Source organism: Mesorhizobium sp. P160187 (genome assembly GCF_057766425.1).
On the sequence record NZ_JBYMDX010000003.1, the window covers coordinates 570,510 to 594,133 of the forward strand.

At 62.7% G+C, this 23,624-nt stretch carries 21 protein-coding genes and 1 tRNA gene; 11 read left to right on the plus strand and 11 right to left on the minus strand.

All coding sequences use genetic code 11. From position 1 onward, the window contains the following. Positions 1–37 precede the first annotated feature (37 nt). Entirely contained in the window at positions 38–1,822 is a 1,785-nt protein-coding gene (locus AC3CCE_RS06070) for an outer membrane beta-barrel protein (protein WP_488377114.1), read from the plus strand. On the opposite strand, the gene galU is transcribed toward AC3CCE_RS06070, so the two are convergent. Further along, positions 1,823–2,728 (minus strand): UTP--glucose-1-phosphate uridylyltransferase GalU, encoded by a 906-nt coding sequence (gene galU / locus AC3CCE_RS06075; protein ID WP_352510378.1) that lies wholly within the window; start codon positions 2,726–2,728, stop codon positions 1,823–1,825. A gap of 207 nt (positions 2,729–2,935) precedes the next feature. On the opposite strand from galU, the gene AC3CCE_RS06080 reads away from it, so the two are divergent. Together AC3CCE_RS06080 and AC3CCE_RS06085 are read left to right on the plus strand one after the other, a co-directional pair. Next, complete coding sequence (locus AC3CCE_RS06080; RefSeq protein WP_023828228.1) at positions 2,936–4,159, plus strand: lytic murein transglycosylase; 1,224 nt, start codon at positions 2,936–2,938, stop codon at positions 4,157–4,159. A 104-nt stretch (positions 4,160–4,263) separates the two neighbouring features. Beyond that, positions 4,264–5,469, plus strand: coding sequence for an SGNH/GDSL hydrolase family protein (locus tag AC3CCE_RS06085; RefSeq protein WP_352624321.1), 1,206 nt, complete (start codon positions 4,264–4,266; stop codon positions 5,467–5,469). Here the strand turns inward: AC3CCE_RS06085 and AC3CCE_RS06090 are convergent. Together AC3CCE_RS06090 and gltB are read right to left on the minus strand one after the other, a co-directional pair. Further along, a complete protein-coding gene (locus tag AC3CCE_RS06090) occupies positions 5,466–6,920 on the minus strand; it encodes a glutamate synthase subunit beta (protein WP_352624323.1) in 1,455 nt (484 codons plus the stop codon). The genes AC3CCE_RS06085 and AC3CCE_RS06090 overlap by 4 nt on opposite strands. 140 nt (positions 6,921–7,060) lie before the next feature. Continuing rightward, complete coding sequence (gene gltB, locus AC3CCE_RS06095) at positions 7,061–11,812, minus strand: glutamate synthase large subunit (protein ID WP_352510376.1); 4,752 nt, start codon at positions 11,810–11,812, stop codon at positions 7,061–7,063. 509 nt (positions 11,813–12,321) lie between these two features. On the opposite strand from gltB, the gene AC3CCE_RS06100 reads away from it, so the two are divergent. Together AC3CCE_RS06100 and AC3CCE_RS06105 are read left to right on the plus strand one after the other, a co-directional pair. Then, positions 12,322–13,371 carry a threonine aldolase family protein gene (locus tag AC3CCE_RS06100; RefSeq protein WP_023686416.1) on the plus strand — a complete coding sequence of 350 codons (1,050 nt, stop codon included), beginning with the start codon at positions 12,322–12,324 and terminating at the stop codon, positions 13,369–13,371. An 18-nt stretch (positions 13,372–13,389) separates the two neighbouring features. Then, the gene (locus AC3CCE_RS06105; protein ID WP_023747133.1) at positions 13,390–14,286 is read left to right on the plus strand and encodes an MBL fold metallo-hydrolase; all 897 of its coding nucleotides are present in this window, start codon (positions 13,390–13,392) and stop codon (positions 14,284–14,286) included. On the opposite strand, the gene AC3CCE_RS06110 is transcribed toward AC3CCE_RS06105, so the two are convergent. Beyond that, positions 14,283–15,047, minus strand: coding sequence for a sulfite exporter TauE/SafE family protein (locus AC3CCE_RS06110; RefSeq protein WP_023686418.1), 765 nt, complete (start codon positions 15,045–15,047; stop codon positions 14,283–14,285). The genes AC3CCE_RS06105 and AC3CCE_RS06110 overlap by 4 nt on opposite strands. Before the next feature lie 157 nt (positions 15,048–15,204). Further along, positions 15,205–15,672 (minus strand): Hsp20 family protein, encoded by a 468-nt coding sequence (locus AC3CCE_RS06115; RefSeq protein WP_023671202.1) that lies wholly within the window; start codon positions 15,670–15,672, stop codon positions 15,205–15,207. A gap of 458 nt (positions 15,673–16,130) precedes the next feature. Between AC3CCE_RS06115 and AC3CCE_RS06120 the strand changes: the two genes are divergently transcribed. The 4 genes from AC3CCE_RS06120 to AC3CCE_RS06135 all read left to right on the plus strand — a co-directional run bounded on the left by AC3CCE_RS06120 (position 16,131) and on the right by AC3CCE_RS06135 (position 18,613). Further along, positions 16,131–17,090: an alpha/beta fold hydrolase gene (locus AC3CCE_RS06120; protein WP_023735042.1), complete on the plus strand. Its 960-nt coding sequence runs from the start codon at positions 16,131–16,133 to the stop codon at positions 17,088–17,090. A 167-nt stretch (positions 17,091–17,257) separates the two neighbouring features. After that, positions 17,258–17,419 (plus strand): hypothetical protein, encoded by a 162-nt coding sequence (locus AC3CCE_RS06125; RefSeq protein ID WP_023695699.1) that lies wholly within the window; start codon positions 17,258–17,260, stop codon positions 17,417–17,419. A 3-nt stretch (positions 17,420–17,422) separates the two neighbouring features. Then, positions 17,423–17,656, plus strand: a complete 234-nt coding sequence (locus tag AC3CCE_RS06130) for a DUF1127 domain-containing protein (RefSeq protein WP_023751336.1) — start codon at positions 17,423–17,425, stop codon at positions 17,654–17,656. A gap of 126 nt (positions 17,657–17,782) precedes the next feature. After that, positions 17,783–18,613 (plus strand): helix-turn-helix domain-containing protein, encoded by an 831-nt coding sequence (locus tag AC3CCE_RS06135; RefSeq protein ID WP_023735044.1) that lies wholly within the window; start codon positions 17,783–17,785, stop codon positions 18,611–18,613. A gap of 12 nt (positions 18,614–18,625) precedes the next feature. On the opposite strand, the gene hisN is transcribed toward AC3CCE_RS06135, so the two are convergent. Then, complete coding sequence (hisN, locus tag AC3CCE_RS06140) at positions 18,626–19,399, minus strand: histidinol-phosphatase (protein ID WP_023735045.1); 774 nt, start codon at positions 19,397–19,399, stop codon at positions 18,626–18,628. A gap of 334 nt (positions 19,400–19,733) precedes the next feature. Next, positions 19,734–20,675, minus strand: a complete 942-nt coding sequence (locus tag AC3CCE_RS06145; RefSeq protein WP_023704024.1) for an N-formylglutamate amidohydrolase — start codon at positions 20,673–20,675, stop codon at positions 19,734–19,736. 164 nt (positions 20,676–20,839) lie between these two features. On the opposite strand from AC3CCE_RS06145, the gene cpdR reads away from it, so the two are divergent. Next, positions 20,840–21,202 (plus strand): cell cycle two-component system response regulator CpdR, encoded by a 363-nt coding sequence (gene cpdR / locus AC3CCE_RS06150; protein ID WP_023671195.1) that lies wholly within the window; start codon positions 20,840–20,842, stop codon positions 21,200–21,202. Between the two features lie 114 nt (positions 21,203–21,316). Continuing rightward, positions 21,317–21,391: transfer RNA gene (locus AC3CCE_RS06155), tRNA-Val, on the plus strand. A 204-nt stretch (positions 21,392–21,595) separates the two neighbouring features. Here AC3CCE_RS06155 and AC3CCE_RS06160 read toward each other — a convergent pair. The 4 genes from AC3CCE_RS06160 to AC3CCE_RS06175 form a co-directional block, all read right to left on the minus strand. Further along, positions 21,596–21,883, minus strand: a complete 288-nt coding sequence (locus AC3CCE_RS06160; RefSeq protein ID WP_031197745.1) for a DUF982 domain-containing protein — start codon at positions 21,881–21,883, stop codon at positions 21,596–21,598. A 112-nt stretch (positions 21,884–21,995) separates the two neighbouring features. Continuing rightward, complete coding sequence (locus AC3CCE_RS06165; RefSeq protein ID WP_352624327.1) at positions 21,996–22,418, minus strand: DUF982 domain-containing protein; 423 nt, start codon at positions 22,416–22,418, stop codon at positions 21,996–21,998. A gap of 64 nt (positions 22,419–22,482) precedes the next feature. Beyond that, positions 22,483–22,947, minus strand: coding sequence for an Hsp20 family protein (locus AC3CCE_RS06170; protein WP_023671192.1), 465 nt, complete (start codon positions 22,945–22,947; stop codon positions 22,483–22,485). A gap of 406 nt (positions 22,948–23,353) precedes the next feature. Then, positions 23,354–23,560, minus strand: a complete 207-nt coding sequence (locus AC3CCE_RS06175; protein ID WP_023686425.1) for a hypothetical protein — start codon at positions 23,558–23,560, stop codon at positions 23,354–23,356. Positions 23,561–23,624: the final 64 nt, after the last annotated feature.

A 23,624-nucleotide genomic window follows, 5' to 3' on the forward strand; every position in this document is an offset into this window, starting at 1 on the left:
AGTATGGCGCGCTTGCGCCGCGCAAGCAGTGGTGACGATGTCGCGGGCCCAGCCTCAAGAGAAAAAAGGTCGAACGGGCAGAGCGTTTTGCGCTCTGCTTCTGGCGACGAGCGTGCTCGCTTTGCTGCGGCCAACTGCGCTTCATGCCCAGGAGACCGAGCTGCGCGGCGAAGTTTCGGAATCGGCGATCCTGTCCGACCAGCAGCGCCGGGCCAGGCAATTGAGCAAGGCCAACACGCAGGTCAAGACCGCCCCTGCCGACACCGCCCCCACGGGAAACACGCCAACCGCTTATGTGCCGGCCAGCGACGGCGCCTTGCCTGACGACACCGACCCGTCACAGGCCGGCGCAAACAGCATTTTCGACCCGCCGGCGACCATCGACAATTCGTTCGTCGACAAGCCGCCAACCGTCCAGCCACGCCGGCCGTCGACGGCAAAGCAACGCGCCGCCGCGGATGCAGACAAGGCCAAGGACAAAACCAAGGCTGCCGACAAAAAGAAGCCTGGCAAAGCCACGGACCAGACCACCACCGGAACGACTCCGGACGGCACTGCGGCAGACGACGCCGATCAGGACACAGCCAACCGCCGTGTCCTCACCGTCGACAGCGTCGACCGGCAGAAGCTCGACCCTGGCGCCGAGCGCACCGACGCCATCGAGGGCCAAAAGAAGAAGCTCGAGGACGACCCGTACGCGGCAACCGGCATCAAGGTCGGCTCGTTCCTGCTGCGGCCGACGCTCGAGCAGGGCGTTGCCGTCACGTCGAACGCCGATTCCAGCGCTGGCGGCAAGTCGGCGGTGCTGTCCGAAACGGCGCTGCGTTTTTCCGCCGCCTCCGATTGGCGCGAGAATTCGGCGGTCATCGACGGCTACGGCAATTTCCGCAACACCATTTCGGGCCAGAAGATCAATGAGGCACGCGGCCGTATCCAAGGCACGTACAATGTCGACCTCGACAATGAACTGCGTGCCATCGCCAAGCTCGGCTACGAGATTGCGCCGGAATCGGCCTCCGCGCCCGACGCCATTGCCGGCGTCAAATCGCAGCCGATCCGCCAGACGGTCGACGGCAGCCTCGGCGTCGAGAAGGACGTTGGCAAGATGCGCTTTGCGCTGACCGGTGCGGTCTCCCACGACATCTATGGCGACGCCAAGCTAACGGACGGCACCGTGTTGTCGCAGAAGGATCAGGACAACACGCTCTACACCGCAACGTTGCGGACCGGCTATGAAATTTCCCCGGCTCTGACGCCCTTTGCTGAGATTGAGCTCGGCCGCCGGGTATATGACCAACGGATCGACAACAAGGGCTTCGAGCGCTCTTCGACCCGGCTTGGCGCACGCGCCGGTATCGAAGTCGACATGGGCGAGAAGCTCAAGGGTGAGTTCTCGGCCGGCTGGGTGAGGGAGGCGATCGACGACAAGAACCTGGAGGCGATTTCGGGAGCCACCATCAATGCCGACCTCAAATGGTCGCCCGAGCGCGGCACCATCATCGGCGTCACCGGGCGAACCACGGTCGAAGGCACAACGAATGCCGGTGAGAGCGGCGACATCCTCTATTCCGGCCGCCTCACCGGCGAGCGGCAGATCCGCGCCGACCTGACCGGCAACGCAGCCCTTGGGCTCGACTGGCGCAATTACACCGGCTCCGACGGCCATGACATGACGCTAAGTGCAGAGGCCGGGCTGACCTGGTGGCTGAACCGTTACGTCGGTCTCACCAGCCGCGCTCGCACCGAAAAGCTGACCAGCAATCTGCCCGGGCGCAACTACACCGCCAACAGCATCTATTTGGGGCTGAAGCTGCAGCGGTAGCTAAAAAGCAGCGCCGCGACGCTCGGACGGCTTCATCTCATCGAGCAGCGTGCGGATGACGCCGGCCATGTTCTCGTTCATGTCGCTGCGCCACAGCGCGAAGGCGACATTGGCCTCGACGAACCCTTCCGGCGAGCCGCAATCGAAGGTGCGGCCCTGAAAGTGGTAGCCAAAGAAGGGCTGCTGCTTTTCCAGCTTCAGCATCGCGTCGGTGAGCTGGATCTCGTTGCCGGCGCCCTTTTCCTGGCTTTCCAGGATCTTGAAAATCTCGGGCTGCAGGATGTAGCGGCCGTTGATGTAGAGATTGGACGGCGCGGTGCCGATCTTCGGCTTTTCGACCATCTCGGTGATGCGGAAGCCGTGATGCGTGTCCTCGCCGCGGCCGACAATGCCGTATTTGTGGGTTTCGGCCGGATCGCATTCCTGCACCGCGATGATGTTGTTGCCGGTCTCCTCGTAGAGCTCGACCATGGCCTTCATGCAGCTCTTTTCGGACTGCATGATCATGTCGGGCAGCAACAGCGCGAAGGGTTCGTCGCCGACCAGTTCCCGGGCGCACCAGACGGCGTGGCCGAGACCCATCGGCACCTGCTGGCGGGTGAACGAGGTCTGCCCCGGGCCCGGCTGCAGCCGCTGCAAGCGGGCCAGCTGATCGTCCTTGCCGCGCTGTGCCAGCGTATCATAGAGCTCGAACTGGATATCGAAATGGTCTTCTATGACCGCCTTGTTGCGGCCGGTGACGAAGATGAAATGTTCGATGCCGGCCTCGCGCGCCTCATCGACGACATACTGGATGACCGGCCGGTCGACGACGGTCAACATCTCCTTGGGAATGGCCTTGGTGGCCGGGAGAAACCGTGTGCCGAGACCGGCGACCGGGAAAACTGCCTTGCGAACTCGCTTCATGCGTCAATTATCCGTTTGAGGGCGTGCCCGGCAATCCCGCCTCGCGACATTTTCGCGCCGGAATTGGGGATTATCGGGCCATTGAGGGAAACATCAACCGGTAAAGCATCCAGGTGTCTTTTCGTTCCAGGCGCCGCCTATGGTAAACCAATTGCTAACCCGGTTCGGCGATGAATGGTCTTTCCTGAGATAGAGAAAGGGGAAAATATGTCCGTTCGCAGTGCCGCAAAACTCTTTACCAGCGTGCTGACGGCGGCCAGCCTCTCGCTCGCCTTGCTGATGCCGGCCGGACCGGCCTTCGCCGATGCCGGGTTTCGGCAATGGGTCGCCGGCTTCCGCGCCACGGCCGTGGCGGGCGGCGTTTCCGGCGCGGTCTACGACCGAGCGTTCCGGGGCATCAATGAGCCCGACCCGGTGGTGCTGGAAAAGGCACGCACCCAGCCCGAGTTCACCGCGCCCGCCTGGGACTATTTCGACAACCGCGTCCATGACCAGTCCGTTGCCGTCGGCCAGCAGATGGCCAGGAAATGGAAGCCGTGGCTGGACCGGATCGAAGCCAGGTTCGGCGTCGACCGCTACATCCTGCTCGCCATCTGGTCGATGGAATCGAATTATGGCGAGATCCTCAAGCGCGACGACATCATGCGCAATGTCATCCGCTCGCTGGCAACCCTCGCCTATGGCGACGCCAAGCGTTCGAAATTCGCCCGCACCCAATTGGTCGCCGCGCTGAAAATCCTGCAGACCGGCGACATCGACGAAAGCCACCTGATGGGCTCCTGGGCCGGCGCCATGGGCCAGACCCAGTTCATCCCGACCAGCTACCAGCATTATGCCGTCGACATGGACGGCAACGGCAAGCGCGACATCTGGAATTCGATCCCCGATGCGTTGGCGACATCAGCCAATCTGCTGAAGAAGAATGGCTGGCAGGGCGGCAAGACCTGGGGCTACGAGGTCACCATTCCAGCCGGCAAACTGCCTGCCGGCTCGAAGACATTGGCGCAGTGGCAGGCGCTCGGCGTCGCCAGGGCCAATGGCAAGCCGTTCAAGAACGCAACCGACACGGCGACGCTGAAAGTGCCGGACGGCCGCGGCGGACCGGCCTTCCTGATGATCAAGAACTTCTCCGTCATCAAGGCCTACAACAACGCCGACAAATATGCCCTGGCCGTCGGCCTTCTTGCCGACGAAATCGCCGGCTCTAATGGTCTGGTGCAGGACTGGAAGCGGCCTTTCACCAAACTGTCCTTCGAGGAAAGGCAGGAGTTGCAGAAGCGGCTTTCGCAGCACGGACTTTACGACGGCAAGTTCGACGGCAAGATCGGTGACGGTACGAAAACCGCCATCATGACCTATCAGGCAACGGTCGGCTTGACCCAAGACGGGTATCCGAGCATGGAAGTGCTCAAATGGCTCAGAAAGAAATAGAGCCGACGACGGCAGCGCGCATCTGCGACGCGCAAGGGATGCCGTAGCATCGGTCTGTGCATGATCCCCTGCGAGGGCCATGCACCAAGTGATGGAGAGGGTGCTTGGTTCCGGCAGCGCGTATCCGTGTGATCGTTTTCCGCTTGCCGATCCTCATTCTGGCCATCGTCGTCCTGGCGACGGGGGTCGCCGGCAGTTTCCACACACCGGCTTTGGCGCAGGAGCAACCGCAGAACCGCGGCTGGTCGCTGCGCGACCTTCTGTTCCCGCGCCGCAGCGAACGCATCGAGCCGCCGCTCGACGTCCGCAAGGCAAAGCCGAAGGTCAAGAAGAAGCCCCGTGCACCCGTTGAACCTTCCGCTCCGATTGTCGAGAAGACACCGGATGCCCGCGTCATTCTGGTGATCGGCGATTTCATGGCCAACGGCCTGGCCGAAGGCCTCGAAACAGCCTTTGCCGACAATGCCAACGTCAGGATCGTCGAGCGCGCCAACGGTTCTTCGGGTTTCGTGCGCGATGATGTCTACAACTGGCCCGAACAGGTCAAATCGCTGGTCGAGACCGAAAAACCCTCCGTGGTCGTCGTCATGCTCGGCTCCAACGACCGCCAGCAGATGCGCGTCAACGATGTGCGCGAGCAGCCGCGCTCCGAGAACTGGACCAAGGAATACGAACGCCGGACCGAAGCCTTGGGAAAGGCACTGGCGGCGACCAAGGTGCCTTATCTGTGGGTCGGCATGCCAGCCTTCAAGACGCCGAAGATGACCTCCGACATGCTGGCATTCAACGACATCTACCACTCGGCAGCCGAGAAGAACGGCGGCGAATTCGTCGATGTCTGGGATGGGTTCGTCGACGAGAACGGCGCCTTTGTCTCGACCGGCCCCGACATTAACGGCCAGGCCGTGCGGCTGCGCTCCGACGACGGCATCAACGTCTCGAAAGCCGGCAAGCGAAAGCTCGCCTTCTACACCGAAAAGCCGCTGGCCAAGATCCTCGGCCTGGCAGCGCCGGGAAGCGTGCTGACGGCTGCCGCGCCGGCCGGCGCCCCGGTCGAGGCGCCGTCGCTGCCCGCCGCCCCGATCGTGGTCGACCGCACCGTTCCAATGCTGCTCAACGATCCGGCGCTCGACGGCGGGACCGAGCTTCTCGGTGCGGCGGCGGCGCCGAAAGCCAATCCGGATCTGCCCGGCGAAAAACTAATCCTCGAAGGCAAGGCGCCCGAGGCCTCGCCCGGCCGCGCCGACGACTTCTCCTGGCCGCCCAAGGCCGCTGCCGCGACGGATACGACGACGGCGATCAACCGTTAACGGGGGAGTACCGTCGACCCCATCAGCGCTTCATCGATCGAGCGCGCGGCCTGGCGGCCTTCGCGGATCGCCCACACAACCAGCGACTGGCCGCGGCGCACATCACCTGCGGCGTAGAGCTTGTCGACGCTGGTCTTGTAGTCGCGATCGTTGGCTTCGACATTGCGGGAACGGCGGCTGTCGGTGGTGATTTTCATCTCACCGTCCAGCTCTTTCGCGACGCCGGCGGCAGCCGGTCCGGCAAAGCCGATGGCGATGAAGGCGAGGTCTGCACGGATGACGAATTCGGTGCCGGGGATAGGCTTGCGCTTCTCGTCGACTTCGCAGCATTTGACGCCGGTCAGCTGGCCGTCCTCGCCGATGAATTCGAGCGTCGCCACCTGGAATTCGCGCTCCGCACCTTCGGCCTGTGAGGACGAGGTGCGCATCTTGGTCGCCCAGTAAGGCCAGACCGAAAGCTTGTCTTCCTTCTCCGGCGGCTGCGGGCGGATGTCGAGCTGGGTGACGCGCACCGCGCCCTGGCGGAAGGCGGTGCCGACGCAGTCGGACGCGGTATCGCCGCCGCCGACGACGACGACATGCTGGCCGCCGGCGATGATCGGATGCGACGGCCAGGCCACCGACTGGATCGGCTCGCCGCCGACGCGACGGTTCTGCTGCACCAGATAGGGCATGGCGTCATAGACGCCGCCGAGATCGTCGCCCGGAATATTGGCCGGACGCGGCGATTCCGAACCGCCGCAATAGAGCACCGCATCGTATCCGGCGAGCAACTCTGCCACCGGCTTGTCGACGCCGACATTGACGCCGCAACGGAAGGTCACGCCCTCGCCCTGCATCTGCTCGATGCGGCGGTCGATATAGTGCTTCTCGATCTTGAAGTCGGGAATGCCGTAGCGCATCAGCCCGCCGGGACGGCTCTCACGCTCATAAACGCTGACCTCGTGGCCGGCGCGGCCAAGCTGCTGCGCCGCCGCCATCCCTGCCGGGCCGGAGCCGATGACAGCGACCCGCTTGCCCGTCTTCTTCTCTGGCGGATAAGGCCGGATATGGCCGGTTTCATAAGCCTTGTCGGCGATTGCCTGTTCGACAGTCTTGATGGCAACCGGAATGTCCTCGAGGTTCAGCGTGCAGGCTTCCTCGCAGGGCGCGGGGCAGATGCGGCCGGTGAACTCGGGGAAATTGTTGGTCGAATGCAGGTTGCGGATCGCATTGTCCCAGTCGCCATTGTAGACGAGGTCGTTCCAGTCCGGGATCTGGTTGTGGATCGGGCAACCGGTCGGCCCGTGGCAGAACGGGATGCCGCAATCCATGCAGCGCGCCGCCTGTTTCTCGACCTCCTTGTCCGACATCGGCAGCGTGAATTCACGAAAATGCCGGATGCGGTCGGAGGCCGGCTGGTACTTGTGCACCTGCCGGTCGATTTCGAGAAAGCCTGTTACCTTGCCCATAGTCCAGTTCCTGCTGTCCAGATGGTGCGGTTTTCGCACCCGTTAACCCCTTGAGGCAGCCGTGGCAACCTTGCATCCGAGGTCAAACTGTCGCTGAAAGTTCCGCCGGGAAGCCTGCGCCTCCCGGCAAGTCGAAAAACCTATTCCGCCGCCACGCCCATGCGCATGCGTTCCATCTCGATCAGCGCGCGGCGGTATTCGACCGGCATGATCTTGCGGAATTTCGGCCGGAAGGTCGTCCAGTCGTCGAGTATCTCGCGGCCGCGTACCGAACCGGTGAAATGGACGTGGTTCGAGATAAGCTGGTAAAGCCGTTCCTCGTCATGGGTGGTCATGTCACCCGAGACGTCGACGCGACCCTTGTGGTCGAGGTCACCGCCATGATGCAGCAGCCTTTCCATCAGATCGTCTTCTTCCGGAACCGGCTCCAGCTCGACCATCGCCATGTTGCAGCGCGCGGCGAAATCGCCGGCCTCATCCAGAACATAGGCCACGCCGCCCGACATGCCGGCAGCGAAGTTGCGACCGGTCTGGCCGATGACGACGACGATGCCGCCGGTCATGTATTCGCAGCCATGATCGCCGACGCCTTCAACGACGGCGGCGACGCCCGAATTGCGCACCGCGAAGCGCTCGCCGGCGACACCTGCGAAATAGGCCTCGCCCTCGGTCGCGCCATAGAGGACGGTGTTGCCGACGATGATCGATTCCGCCGCGACGATCCTGGACTCCTCCGGCGGCCGGATGACGATGCGTCCGCCCGACAGGCCCTTGCCGACATAGTCGTTGGCCGCACCGACGAGATCGAACGAGATGCCGCGCGCCAGGAAGGCGCCGAACGACTGGCCGGCGGTGCCGGTCAGCTTCACCTGGATCGTGTCCTCGCGCAGGCCCTTGTGCCTGAAGCGCTTGGCGACTTCGCCCGACAGCATGGCGCCCGTGGAGCGATCGACATTGCGGATGTCGACCTCGATCTTGACCGGCTGCTTGCTTTCGAGCGCGGGCTTCGCCAGTTCGATCAGCTTGCGATCGAGTACATCGTCGATCGGGTGTTTCTGCCGTTCGGTCCAGTGCACCGCCTCATGCGGCGCGTCCGGCTTGAAGAACATCTTGCCGAAATCGAGCCCACGCGCCTTCCAATGCTGGATCATCTCGCGCTTTTCCAGCAGGTCGCTGTCGCCGATGATCTGGTCGATATGGGTGTAGCCCATCTCGGCCAGCAGCCCCCTCACCTCTTCCGCAACATAGAAGAAGAAGTTGATGACATGCTCGGGCGTGCCCTTGAAACGCTTGCGCAGAACCGGATCCTGCGTCGCGACGCCGACCGGGCAGGTGTTCAAGTGGCACTTGCGCATCATGATGCAGCCGGCCGCGATCAGCGGCGCGGTCGAGAAGCCGAACTCGTCGGCGCCGAGCAGCGCACCGATGATGAGGTCGCGCCCCGTGCGCAAGCCGCCATCGACCTGCAGCGCAACGCGCGAGCGCAGCCCGTTCAGCACCAGCGTCTGGTGCGTCTCGGCTAGGCCCATTTCCCACGGGCTGCCGGCATGCTTGAGCGAGGTCAGCGGCGACGCGCCGGTGCCGCCATCATAGCCCGATATGGTGATGTGGTCGGCGCGTGCCTTGGCGACGCCGGCCGCAACCGTACCGACACCGACTTCCGACACCAGCTTGACCGATACGTCGGCCGCCGGGTTGACGTTCTTCAGATCATAGATCAGCTGCGCCAGATCCTCGATCGAATAGATGTCGTGATGCGGCGGCGGCGAGATCAGGCCGACGCCGGGCGTCGAGTGCCGGACCTTGGCAATGGTCGCGTCGACCTTGTGGCCGGGCAGCTGGCCGCCCTCACCGGGCTTGGCGCCCTGCGCGACCTTGATCTGCATGACATCGGAATTGACGAGATACTCGGCGGTGACGCCAAACCGCCCCGAGGCGACCTGCTTGATCGCCGAACGTTCGGGGTTCTTGCCGCCGCCGGGCAGCGGCAGATAGCGGTCGGCCTCTTCGCCGCCCTCGCCGGTGTTCGACTTGCCGCCGATCTGGTTCATGGCACGCGCCAGCGTCGTGTGTGCCTCGCGCGAGATCGAGCCGAACGACATCGCCCCTGTCGAGAAGCGCTTGACGATATCGGCCGCCGACATCACGTCCTCTATCGCCACCTTCTTGCGGCCGGTCTCTTCCGCAAGCTTGATCCTGAACAGGCCGCGTATGGTCTGGGCACGGGCCGTCTCGCTGTCGATCTGCGCGGAATACTCCTTGAACGTCTCCCACGAGCCCTGGCGCACGGCGTGCTGCAAGGTGGCGACGGCGTCGGGCGACCACATATGGGCTTCGCCGCGCATGCGGTACATATACTCGCCGCCGACCTCGAGGCTGTTGCGCAGCACCGGATCGTTGCCGAAACCGTCGGTGTGCCGGCTGAGCGTCTCAGCCGCGACCTCGTCCAGGCCGACACCTTCGATCAGCGTCGCTGTGCCGGTGAAGTACTTCTCGACGAAATCCGACTTCAGCCCGATGGCGTCGAATATCTGCGCGCCGCAATAGGACTGGTAGGTGGAGATGCCCATCTTCGACATCACCTTGAGGATGCCCTTGCCGATCGACTTGATATAGCGCGAGACCACCTCGTAGGCGTCGACCTCCGCCGGCAGTTCGCCACGCTTGTGCATGTCGAGCAGCGTGTCGAAAGCAAGGTAGGGGTTGATCGCCTCGGCGCCGTAGCCGGCGAGACAGCAGAAATGATGCACTTCGCGGGGCTCGCCGGATTCGACGACCAGGCCGACCGCGGTGCGCAGACCCTTGCGGATCAGATGGTGGTGCACGGCAGCCGTCGCCAGCAGTGCCGGAATGGCGATACGGTCGGGACCGACCTGGCGGTCGGACAGGATGATGATGTTGTAGCCGCCGGCAACGGCCGCCTCGGCGCGCTCGCACAGACGCTCGACGGCGCCCTGCATGCCGGCCGCGCCCTCGCTCGACCCGTAGGTGATGTCGATGGTCTTGGTGTCGAAACGGTCCTCGGTGTGGCCGATCGAGCGGATCTTTTCCAGATCGCCATTGGTCAGGATCGGCTGGCGCACTTCGAGCCGCTTGCGGCGCGAATTGCCGACCAGGTCGAAGATGTTCGGCCGCGGCCCGATGAACGACACCAGACTCATCACCAGCTCTTCGCGGATCGGGTCGATCGGCGGGTTGGTTACCTGGGCGAAGTTCTGCTTGAAATAGGTGTAGAGCAGCTTCGACTTGTCCGACATCGCCGAGATCGGCGTGTCGGTTCCCATCGAACCCACGGCTTCCTGGCCGGTGGTCGCCATCGGCGACATCAGCAGCTTGGTGTCTTCCTGGCTGTAGCCGAAAGCCTGCTGGCGATCGAGAAGGCTGACATCCTTGCGTAGCGCGCGCGGCTCGACCGGCTTCAGATCCTCCAGGATCAGCTGCGTGTTGTTGAGCCAGGTCTTGTAGGGATGCCTGGTGGCGATCTCCGACTTGATCTCCTCGTCGGAAATGATGCGGCCCTTGGCAAGGTCGATCAGAAGCATGCGGCCAGGCTGCAGCCGCCACTTCTTGACGATCCTCTCCTCCGGCACCGGCAGCACGCCGGCTTCGGACGCCATGATGACGCGGTCGTCGTCGGTGACGATGTAGCGCGCCGGGCGCAGCCCGTTGCGGTCGAGCGTGGCGCCGATCTGGCGGCCGTCGGTGAAGGCGACCGCGGCCGGCCCGTCCCACGGCTCCATAAGCGCTGCATGGTATTCGTAGAAAGCCTTGCGATCGGCATCCATCAGCTTGTTGCCGGCCCAGGCTTCCGGGATCAGCATCATCATGGCGTGGCTGAGGCTGTAGCCGCCCTGGAACAGGAATTCGAGCGCATTGTCGAAGCACGCCGTGTCGGACTGGCCGTCATAGGAGATCGGCCACAGCTTGGAGATGTTGTTGCCGAACAGTTCGGAATCGACCGAGGCCTGGCGCGCCGCCATCCAGTTGTTGTTGCCGCGCACCGTGTTGATCTCGCCATTATGCGCGACCATGCGGTAGGGGTGCGCGAGCTTCCATGACGGGAAGGTGTTGGTCGAGAAGCGCTGGTGGACGAGGATCAGCGCGGTCTCGAAACGCGGATCCGACAAATCCTTGTAATAGGCGCCGACCTGGTAGGCCAGGAACATGCCCTTGTAGACGATGGTACGCGCCGATAGCGACACACAGTAGGCGCCGATATCCTTGTTGTTGTTCTCGGCGTAGATGCGGCCGGAAATCACCTTGCGCAGCAGGTACAGCCTGGCCTCGTATTCCTCGTCATCTGGAATGTCCGATGTGCGGCCGATGAAGACCTGGCGATGGAACGGTTCGGAGGCCGCAATATCGGGCGCCTTCGACAGCGATGAATTGTCGACCGGCACGTCGCGAAAGCCGAGCAGCGGCAGCCCTTCTGACTGCGCCGATTCGGCGATGATCTCTTCGATATGGGCGCGCAGTGCCGCATCCTGCGGCATGAACCAGTGGCCGACGCCGTATTGGCCTGCCGCCGGCAGTTCGACGCCCTGGGCCGCCATCTCTTCGCGGAAGAAATGATCGGGAACCTGCACCAGCACGCCGGCGCCGTCGCCCATCAGCGGATCGGCGCCGACAGCGCCGCGATGCGTCAGGTTTTCGAGCACGAAGAGCCCGTCCTTGACGATCTGGTGCGACTTCACGTTCTTCATGTTGACGATGAAGCCAACGCCGCACGCGTCATGCTCGTTGCGCGGATCATAGAGACCCTGCGCGGCCATGCCATTGGTGGTCAGGCCGTTGGTGGTCTGGCCTTCTTTGGTCAGAACGGTATTTTTAACGGCTGCCGCTTTCGTCTGCGCGGCCTGGCCGATAATCGCAGATGGCGTCAGTTCCGTCATCGTCCTGTCCTCCGTTCCGGCCCCTTGCACGTCTAGCATTTGGGGCGCTGGTCTACCTTGGGAAGCGACTGGCTTCCGCTCTCATTCTTGCGGCACGTCTTTTCGAAATCCTTGGCGGACCGTGCGGTGCACCGCCGGTTCGTATCCGGTATCGTACAGGCCACAGCCGAGCCGTCTACCCGTCGCTCGCGGCAACGGCCGGAGTGGCCCAAATGATACGCCAATCCAGCCTGACTTGTGCGACAAAATAAGACAGCACTACTGTCCTAAATTTTTATGGCAGAAATCCTGGGCGCGCACAAGACCGATTCACCAAATTCTTGGACGTTTGGCGACAGAAAATTACGTCAGGCGCTGTTGAAACGAAATTTCGGTCCCGGCACTCCTTCGTGATCGCCTTTGGCTTTACCGCTTTTTCAGCCCTTGGCCCTTGCGCGTCAAACCCCGAAACGGCCATGGTCGCGCTCTTGTCGCAACCAGACTTTCTCAACCAGGCAGGGACTTTGCTGATGTTCTTTGCATCCGACAACTGGGCGGGCGTCCATTCCAACATTGCCGCCGGGCTGTCAGCCAATGCCGGCGGCTTTTCGACCGCCTATGGCGATGGCGATCTCGACCGCGCCGTCTACCAGCGTTTTAGCGAGATCTTCGAACGCGAGGTCGCGGTGTTCTTCGTCGCTACCGGCACGGCGGCCAACTCGCTGTCCCTGGCCGCTTACAACAAGCCCGGCGGCATTTCCTTTGCGCACCGCGAATCGCACATCATCGAGGACGAATGCGGCGCGCCGGAATATTTCAGCGGCGGCTCGCGTCTCCATGCTGTCGACGGCGCCCTGGGCAAGATCGATCCGCACAATCTTGAACGCGCCGTCGCCCGTTTCGCACCCGAAATCGTCCATTGGGGACGCCCGACGGCCGTCTCGATCACCCAATCGACCGAAGTCGGCACAGTGTACGGGCTCGACGACATTTCCACCATTTCGGAGATCGCCAAACGCTTTTCCCTGCCGCTGCATATGGACGGCGCCCGTTTTGCCAACGCATTGGTCGCGCTTGAGACGACGCCGGCCGAAATGACCTGGAAGCGCGGCGTCGACATCGTCTCGTTCGGCGGCACCAAGAACGGCTGCTGGTGCGCCGAAGCGGTGGTGCTGTTCGATCTAGACCGCGCCAAGGAGTTGTCCTTCCTGCGCAAGCGCGCCGCACAGCTGTTCTCCAAGTCGCGCTTCATCGCAGCGCAGTTCGACGCCTACTTCACGGACGGCCTGTGGCTGGACACGGCCCGTCATGCCAATGCCATGGCCGCGCGCCTGGCGGCTGCGATCGAGGATTCGGCAACGGCGAAGCTCGCCTGGTTGCCGCAGGCCAACGAGGTGTTCGCGGTGATGAAAAAGGCGGAAGCCGAAAGGCTGCAATCCGTCGGCGCAGCCTTTTACGACTGGCACAGGCCGCACGGCTTCGACGGCCATGTCGGCGAGGACGAGTTGCTCTATCGCTTCGTCACCAGCTTTGCCACGACTTCAGATGAGGTCGATCGCTTCGGCCAGATGATCGCCTGAACCCGCGAGACCGCGCCAATGACAAAGCCACCTCTCGGCTCAACCATGCGGCTGGTTCGCCCGGCGCCAAACGTGCTCGGCTTCTACGATGGCCGCGTTGACGGCGTTCGCGCCTGGTCGGACGAGCCGAACTGGCTGGACGACGGCGCCTATGCCCTCGGCATCTGCACCTATGCGATCGTCGATGGTTCGCAGGCGCTTGTCTACGACACGCATATTTCGCTGCCTCACGCGCGCTTCATCAGGCAGACGCTCGAAGACATGGGCGCAACATCGATCCGGGTCGTGCTCAGCCACTGGCATGACGATCATATTGCCGGCAATGAGGTGTTTCAGGATTGCGAGATTATCGCCAACACGCTCACCGCCTCGGCGCTCGCGAACAACCGGGCTGAGATCGAAAGCGGTGTTCCACCGATCAAGCCTCTCGTGCTGCCGAACAGGACCTTCGCAGGCAGTCTTGACCTCGCCGTTGGATCGATCGCCGTCGAACTGCGTCAGGTCGAAATCCACAGCCATGACGGCACGGTGCTGTTCATGCCCGAAACCGGCCTGCTCCTGGCGGGCGACACGCTCGAGGATCCGATCACCTATGTCAGCGAGGCGGATCGGCTGGCGCAACATCTGGTCGATCTCGAACGCATGGCCGGCTGGTCGATAGACCGCATCTTGCCCAATCACGGCTCGCTCGAAGCGATTGAGCGAGGCGGCTACGACAAAGGCCTCATCGCCGCGACGCAAGCCTACGTTCAAAAACTGCTTCGCTGCCGGCGTGAGCCTGATCTTGCGAAGCAGGATCTGAAAACCTGCGGCGCCGACATATTCGCCACGGGCGCGGTCGAGTACTTCGCGCTGTACGAGCCCGTCCACCGGCAAAACGTCGAGGCCGTTCTCGCAACCGGCACCGATCGCTAAGCAAGGAAAGGCCGCGCCAAAAGCTCGAGGCCAAGCAAGATCAGGAAAACAAGAAACCAGCGCCGGAAGGTCGCCGGGCTGATCCGCTGTCGGAGCAACTGTCCGAGCCACATGCCGAGCAAGGCCGGCGCAACCGCCAGCGACGACATGGCGACATGCCCGACCTGGAACGCGCCGTGCGAGGCAAGGCCGGCAGCGAGCGCGATCGTCGACACGGTGAAGGACAGGCCGAGCGCCTGGATCAGATCGTCACGGCTCAAGCCCAGCGCCTGAATGTAAGGTACAGCGGGCACGACGAACACGCCGGTGCCGCCGGTGACGATGCCGGTAAGGAAACCGACGATGGGCGACGACCAGCGCTCGGCTGACGCGGGAACCGTCAACTGCCGCGCCAGCAGCGTATAGACGGCATAGACGATCAGCGCCGCCCCGAGGCCGGCCGTCGTCCATTTGACATTGTCGCTGGCCAGCAGCCATGAGCCGGCCAGCGTGCCGGCGACGATGCCGACCATCATCAGCCACAGCCGCCTGAGGATCCATCCGAAGCTCGGGCCGGCAAACAGCTGCCAGATATTGGTGACGAAGGACGGCACGATCAGCAGCGAAGCCGCGGCGACCGGCGGCATGATTGTGCCCAGCAGCCCCATCGCCAACGTCGGCAGTCCCATACCGGTAACGCCCTTGACGATGCCGGCCAGCAGGAAGGTCACCGCAATGGTTGCCGTTAGGGCCAGGGAAAAATCAGCCGAAAGATCAGACATCGCCCTTCATGGGAAGACGGCGCCCGCCGCAAAAGAGCCAGAACTCTTCGGTTGGGGTGACAGAGGCTGCGGCGAAAAAAAGCGGCGCCTCGCGGCGCCGCTTTCGTCTCGGGAGGAGACGCTTTCAACCTTGGGCGTTGTGACGCCGCCGTCTTGATCACGCGGCGTTCTTGGCCTCGATCTGCTTGGCGTTGGCCGAAGAGGCGGTAATCGCGATCTTGCGCGGCTTCAGCTCCTCGGGGATGTTGCGCTTAAGGTCGACGAAAAGCAGGCCGTTCTTCAGGGTGGCGCCGACGACCTCGACATGGTCGGCAAGCTGGAAGCGGCGCTCGAACGAACGCGAGGCGATGCCGCGGTAGAGCAGCTCGGAGCCTTCGCCATTGCCCTCTTCCTTGCGCTCACCCTTGACGGTCAGCACGTTGCGGTGGGCTTCGATCGAAATCTCTTCGTCCGAGAAGCCGGCAACCGCCATCGAGATGCGATAGGCGTCCTCGCCGGTGCGCTCGATGTTGTAGGGCGGATAGGTCTGCGCGCCATCGGGCTGGGCCAGCGAGTCGAGCATGGTGAACAGGCGGTCGAAGCCGACGGTCGAGCGATAGAGCGGGGAAAAATCAACGTGACGCATGAGGTGTTCTCCTGTTGAGCAACATGTTTGCGTGTGGCCGGTGCGAAACCCTGGAAAGGCGTTTCGGGTGGACCAGCAGCCCCGACATCGGCGGCTGCATCCGACATTTGGGGAGCGCAAAAGCGCATTTCAAGGATTTTTGAAGAGCGCCAATCGAGGCGTCGATGAACGGCAGATGAACCGCTGCTTCGGCGCCCGTTCAGCCGGCCGGCGCTAGAGTGCCCCCAGGATAAAGAACCAGGCGGCGCCGGATGAAAGCGCCGCGACGAGGCCGACCGGGTGTAACGTCCCTTCCTCCCGGATCGACAGAGGCCGGAAGCACGCCGCCGCAGGCTGCTTCCGGCCTTGCTTGTCGTTCGTCCGCCCCCTTGGCGTCCTCCCTTTGCTTTTCATCCATTGGCGTCTATCACCATGCCGACGCCCTGCCGGGTGAGACACCACGAAGACGCAAGCGCCTAATGACGGATCTCTTCCATCCCACGCCAGGCAATCCGCCGCCGCAAAATGTCGCCGGCGGCTTTTTCACCACGCGCGACGGCAAGAAGATCCGCTACGGCCTGTTTGCCGCGGTCACCCGGCCGCTGAAAGGCACCGTCGTGCTGCTGCCCGGCCGCAACGAGTGCATCGAGAAGTATTTCGAAACCATCCGCAACCTGACCGACCGCGGCCTCGGCGTCGCCACGCTCGACTGGCGCGGCCAGGGCGATTCCGACCGGCTGATCGCCGATCCGCAACGCGGCTATGTCCGCTCTTTCTACGATTACACCGGCGACCTCGAACAGTTCTTCGAGGATATCGTGCTGCCCGACTGCCGCGGCCCGTATTACATCCTCGCCCATTCGATGGGCGCCGTGATCGCGCTGCTCGCGGCGCCGTCGATGGTCAACCGGGTGCGTCGCATGGTGCTGATTGCGCCTTTCCTGACGGTGCCCGACTCGCCCGTGTCGGCAAAAACCGCGCGCCGCGTCTGCTCGATATTGTGCTTTCTCGGCCTCGGCCGGCTCTACGCCGCCTGGGGTCCGCGTCCCAGGGAAACCCTGCCCTTCGCCCTCAACAAGGTGACATCGGACCCCGGGCGCTATCAGCGCAACACGAAAATCTACGAGCACTATCCGCAACTGGCGCTCGGCGGGCCGACGATCCGCTGGCTGCAGGCGGCAATCAAGGCAGGCGAAGCCATCAGTGAGCCCGACTTCATGGCCAGGATCCAGGTGCCGCTGCTGATGATCGCCGCCGGCGCCGATCAGGTCGTCTCGACCAAGGCCGTGGAAGCCTATGCCAGGCGTCTGCGTCTGGGCTCGCTGCTGATGATCGATGGCTCGAAACACGAGATCCTGCAGGAGGCCGATGTCTATCGCGAGCAGTTGCTCGCCGCCTTCGACGCCTTCATACCCGGCAACGGCGACCCGACAGCCTGATGCCGCCGGCGCTGCATGTTGCGGCGCCTTGAGCTTGCGTCGCCTGCTGACAGCCTTCTGTCAGGAGCAGCGCCGGCAGCACCCAAAGAGCTAAAGATTCTGACAGCCGGTGCCGCCCCGGAATGCTCATCTCTCCGGGTCGAACCGAACGCCAAGGAGATGACGTCATGACCGAGAAAACCTGCGCTGCCTGCGATTGCCAGCTGGACGCCAACCCGATCCGCGTCAAGGTCGGCGGCAAGACCGTCGAGGTCTGCTGCGAGGAATGCGCGATTGCGCTGAACGAAGCCGGCGCCTCAGTGGCCGGCGCCGGCAACGGGGAAGCCTGAGCGATGCGCCCCGATCATGCGGCGCAATGCCTCGCACATCAGCCGACAACTCAAACCGCGACGTTCCGGCGGTCCTTGCGGACACAAGGCATCGCGGCGGCCAACTGGATCGGCCGTCAATTGGAAAGGCGCCGAAGCCGCCTTGCCTTGCTCGAAATGACCGACGAACAGCTCAAGGACATCGGCCTGTCGCGCAGCCAAGCTCACTGCGAATACATGCGCCGTTTGTGGGACTGAGCCATGGCCGTTACAAAGGGCCCGACAGGTGAAGTCTCCTGACAGGTTTGGACAGGTCAATCGCCTAATGTGCCGGAGCAGCTTTCGGTGCAAGGGTAGAATGCCACGGCCATGTCTCAGCTCACCATGTCGCAGTTCACGGTACAGACACTTCTGGACACCGGCACCGTCATGGTGAGGGATGTCCTCTGCAGCGGCGAATGCCGGCACAAGAGCGAAGAAGAGTGCACCGCTGCCACGCATCTTGTGTTTCCCTATCGCGGCGTCTTCGTGCGCCATGTCGGCCGCAACGATGCGGTCGCCGAAGCCAACCAGTTGTTGTTCTTCAACAACGCCGAAGGCTACCGGATCAGCCATCCCGTCGAGGGTGGCGATTCCTGCCTCGATCTCGTTGTCGAGGAGGCGCAACTGCAGGAGCTGACGCCGAAGGAGCAGTTGCGCTCGGGCAGCGCCGTGGCGTTTCGTCGTCAGCGCCGCCGCATCGACCCGCGGGCTCAGGCGCTGGTGGCGGTGCTGCGCCACAGCCTGAGCCGCAACATTGCCGAAACGCTGGAGGCCGAAACCCTGGCGCTGACGCTGGTGCGGCGCTCCCTCGGCGAGCGCACCTCGCATGCCGCCGGCGCAAGCGCTGGCCGGCAGAAGCTGGTCGATCGCGCCAAGCTCGTCCTGTCCTCGGATCTTTCGCGGCGCTGGACGCTGGCCGAGATCGCCGCTGAAGTCGGGGTATCACCGGTTTATCTCACGCAGGTTTTCCAGCAGGTCGAGGCGATGCCGCTCTATCGCTACCATCTGCGCCTGCGGCTGGCGCGCGCGCTCGACCTGCTTGGCCGCTACGACAATCTGACCACGCTCGGCCTGGACCTCGGCTTCTCCAGCCACAGCCATTTCAGCTCAGCGTTCAGGCAGGTCTACGGGCGAACGCCGGCGGAATTCCAGCGCTCGATCAAGCCGCGCTGATCGGGTCGACTATCAGCCCCGCAGGGCTGCCATTGCAGCCGCGTGAAGCTCCGGCGTTGCGGCGGCCAGGATGTCGCCGCCCTTTTCCGCCGGACCGCCCACGAATGTGGTGACGACGCCGCCGGCCTTTTCGATGATCGGGATCAGCGCCACGATGTCGTAGGGTTTCAATCCGGGATCGGCGACGATGTCGACGCTGCCCGAGGCAATCATGGCAAAGGCGTAGCAATCGGCTCCGTAGCGGGCGAGCTGGATCTGTTTCTCGAACGCGTCGTAGCGGATGCGCGCCTCGCCCTTGAAAAGCGCCGGCGTGGTGGTGAACAAGGTCGCCTCGTCAAGCTTCGTCCTCTTGCGGGTCGACAGCTTCCGCGGCCCACCGGGGCCTTCGTAGTGGGAGCCGGAAGCGTTGGCGTAGAACAGCTCGCCGGTGAACGGCTGCGCCATCATACCGGCGACGGCGTCACCGTCGACCGTCAATCCGACCAGCGTTCCCCACACCGGCAGGCCTGAGATGAAGGCGCGGGTACCATCGATCGGATCGATCACCCAGACATGCCTTGAGGAGATGTTTTCGCTGCCATGTTCTTCGCCAAGGATACCGTGATCGGGATACTCAGCCGAGATCAGCGCCCGGATGGCGCGCTCGGCCTCGCGGTCGGCCTCGGTGACCGGGTCGAAACTGCCTTTTTCCTTGTTGGCCACCGCGCCCTGTGCGCGAAAACGCGGCAAGGTTTCAGCCGCCGCCGCTTGCGCGATCCGGCGCATGAAATCGATGCTGATGTCCACGTGATTCTCCCGCATTGCAGAGTGCCAACCCGGTCTGCAGGCACTTTCCCGCCAAAACAAGCCGGTTTATCGATTTTAGAGACATCAGCGTTGCCGAAATGTCACACATCGGCGCCATCGAAACGCATTTTCACATCAGAGTGAATCAAAAAAGCGTGGGATCGATTGACATTTGTGCATCGCACAATAAATTTGTTCTCGGACAGGTTTTCCTGTCCATGCCCTCCTTGGGCGTTTCCTCCCTAGACTTCGACCGTGTCGTGCAAACGATGCGGTCTTTTTTTACGCTGCGGGATGGCCAGCGCGGGATCTCATGAACAGCCGCCGCTCCGTGTCATTCGGCGGCCAGCGGCAGGTCTATGAAGTGGTGGTCGGGCATCGCCATCAGGTCGGCCGAAAAGCGCGCCATATCGTCGGCCAGCGCATCGAAGCCGGCCGATTTCTGGAACGTCCGCTCATTCATGTAGAGGCCGCGATTGACCTCGATCTGCAGCGCATGCAGATGGCGCGCCGGCCGGCCGTAATGCTCGGTGATGAAGCCGCCTGCATAGGGTTTGTTGTGGGCGACGGTGTAGCCCATGCCGATGAGCAGGCCGATCGCCGTCTCGGTCAGGGCTGCCGTGGCCGAGATGCCGAAACGGTCGCCGACGATGAAATCCGGCCGCAGGCCGCTGTCGCCCACCCTGATGCTCGCCGGCATCGAATGGCAGTCGATCAGCACGGCATAGCCGAACCTGGCATGGGTTCTGGTCAATAGCCGCTTCAGCGTCTCGTGATAGGGTTTGTAGACCGCCTCTATGCGCTGGACGGCCTCCGCCAGCGGCAGACGGCCGGAATAGATGTCGAGCCCCTCACCCACCAGCTTGGGCACGGTGCCGAGCCCGCCGGCAACGCGCGCCGAGCGGATGTTGCAGAAGGACGGCACCGGCTCGGCGAACATGCGCGGGTCGAGTTCCCAGGGTTCGCGATTGACGTCGAGGTAGGCGCGCGGAAAATTCGCCGCCAGCATCGGCGCGCCCAGCACCACCGCGCTGCCGAACAGCTCGTCGACATAGCAATCCTCGGAGCGGCGGATGGCGTTCCGGTCGAGCCGCGCCATGGCCAGGAAGCGGTCTGGATAATAGCGGCCGCTATGCGGTGAGTTGAAGACGAAGGGAACGCGCTGCTCGGCGCCCGATCGGATTTCGAAGGGTGGAACGACCGAAAAATCTTCGGCTGCCGTCGTCAATTTGAACGAACCCGGAAACAGCAATGCATCATGATGGGAAACTGCCACCTCATCGGCCGCATGTCCAGCATTTCGGCATGTCAGGAACCCCGTCAAATCAGGATTAATGCCGCCAACGTTCACTTGATGTTTACCGTCAGCTCCTCATATACAGGATGGTTAACGGGCTTGCCGGACGGCAGGCTTGGCTGGGGTGATTCGGACGGGACAAGATGGCACGCATTCTGCTGGCGGAAGACGACGACGACATGCGCCGGTTCCTGGTCAAGGCACTGGAGCGGGCCGGCTACCACGTCAGCGATTTCGACAATGGCGCCAGCGCCTACGAGCGGCTGCGCGAAGAACCTTTCTCCCTGCTGCTGACCGATATCGTCATGCCGGAGATGGACGGCATCGAACTCGCCCGCCGCGCCACCGAGATCGATCCCGACCTGAAGGTGATGTTCATCACCGGTTTCGCGGCCGTCGCGCTCAACCCCGATTCCAAGGCGCCGAAAGACGCCAAGGTGCTGTCCAAGCCCTTCCACCTGCGCGATCTCGTCAACGAGGTCGAAAAAATGCTGCAGGCCGCCTGAAGCACGCACAGTGTGATCTCGCCGCTTCGTCGGCGGCGCGACAAAACGAGCCTTTCTTTCCCTTTCCGGCTATTGACGCGCTGGACCAAAAATGGTGTATGCGCGGCTTCGGATGGGCGTGTAGCTCAGCGGGAGAGCACTGCATTGACATTGCAGGGGTCACAGGTTCAATCCCTGTCACGCCCACCATCCTTTCAATAACTTAGCCAAGCCCGTTTTTGGCTGACCCCTTCGACGACTTAGCCGGTAAGGCGGCCACCGCTTGTGGCAGCCGCCTCGTGTTTGTGGACATTCTAATGCATGGCGCTCAAAAGTGGCCCCGGTTTTGAGACGACATGCATAAAAACAAAGACCTAAAGCGCGTCGTCTGAGTCCGTTCAAACGCGACGCGCTTTAGACGTGGTGCGGGCTTAGCGTCCTTGAAGGCGCAGGCTCGATGCCGTCCTCCATAAGAATATCCTTCTTGCGAGCGAACGCGACGAAGACGCCTCGTGCTGTCTCGGGTTCCACATCGCCAATCAGAGCGGCTTTGCAAGCGCGAATAGCAGCTCTCTGCTCCGGGCTGTTGCCACACCATTCGGATGCGAATTGATAGGCATCTGCGACCGTGTTGAGTTGGCGGGGAAAGCCCAATCCCACCCACACCCGGACTGGCTTTTCAAAAGGTTTCGATAGCATCATGACCTCCTTTCCTAATGCATGTCACCCAGAAGTATGCCGCGGTTCTGGGACAACGACATGCATCAAAACAAAGACTTAAAGCGTGTCGCATGAATCCGTTTCGCGACGCGCTTTAGGCAGTCACTCCTCCGCCTTCGCCACCTCTGCCCATCATCCACGGCATTGTCTTGGATACTTCCTCAAGGATTCTGGCTGCTTTCGCAAAACCGCTGAACGCGTCTCTGGCTGCGGAAAGCGGATAATCGCTATCGAAAGCTCGCTGGCAGGCCCGCAATGCGGTTTGGTGAATGGGGCCGCGCCTGTCCTTCGGCCATTCATAGAGGAACTCCAGAGCGTCCTCGAGACACGTGATTTCCTGAACAAGGTTGTCGCCGCTTTTCACGAAAACGGCGCTGTCAAACATCCGATCGTTCATATGATCCTCCAAATTGAACGAACCATTGAGTTTCATGGTTTGCGCGGTCCAGGCCAACTGCAGGCGCGCGACAGAGGCGCGCCAGTACGTCCTGCAGTGATCATCTTCGTTTCTCCGCAATCACAGCCTCCCGGCCGGAACCGGGAGGCGGACCCGCAGTTCAAAGTGTGACAGATCGACAGGATTACGCGGCTTTACGCGCGCGGTCCGTGTCTTGCGTGATCTGAGTGGCGGCCGTCGGCGTGTCGCCGACGCCGATGCTGATGCGGCGCGGTTTCAGCTCTTCGGGAATCTCACGGACGATGTCGATCGAGAGGAGGCCATTCTCCAGTTTGGCTGCCTTGATCTTCATGTGGTCGGCAAGCTTGAACGTCTGCCTGAAACTGCGATAGGCGATGCCCTGGTGCAGCAGCTGGCGTCCGCTCTGATCATCAGCCTTCTGGCCTACCACGACCAGTTCGGGTCCATGCTGGGTCAGCTCGACCTCATCCTGGCTGAAGCCTGCGATGGCCATCGAGATACGGTAATCGTTCTCGTCGACCTTCTCGATGTTATAGGGCGGCCAGTCTGGACGCGTGCCGCTGTCGAGCATGTCGAAAAGCCGGTCGAAACCGACGGTGGTCCGATAGAGGGTATCAAAGGTTCTCATAGCCACATCCTCCTTGAAGCAACATGGGTACAAGGACGCCGCCCCGTGCGGCGCCGCCATTTTTTGCCGAGCCTTATGGCCTTGGCGGAAATCGAATTAGGAGGCGCCCCAAATGAGTTCAAGAGCATCTCGAATTTTTTTTAGTAGCATCCTTCGCATCGACGGAAAGCGAAATCTGAGTTTCTACGGGACCTTCCCTTCGAACAGTCGAACAGCCCCTTGAAGTACATATCCGGCGGGAAGTTTTCGCGCGATCTGCGCGACCGCATCGTCTACTGCCCCGCCGTCCCGTTTCGTATTCAAATGCCGGCCAGCAAGGAACCGGGTAGCGGCCTTCCGATCCGTAAATCCACCCTGTCGGGGGCGAAACGTCCCGGCGCGTGCCGGGACGTTTCTGGCTCGCGGATCACTGTGGCCGCGGATCGGGCCTGTCGGGCTTGTCATGAGGGGTGTTGTTGCCTTCACGGCACGGTGTGCCGATGCCGCAGCATTTGCCGTTGTAGGTGACACCGGGCTTGGTCTTCTCGCATTCCCTCGGCGGTGCCGTCTGACACCCTGCCAGCACCGAAACCGCGATGGCGGCGAGAAAGACGTTTCTTGAAGTGATAAACATTGACGTTCTCCTTGATGGACCGTGTTTGCTACACACCGCTTGGTCGCGGGCGGCAGCGAAATGG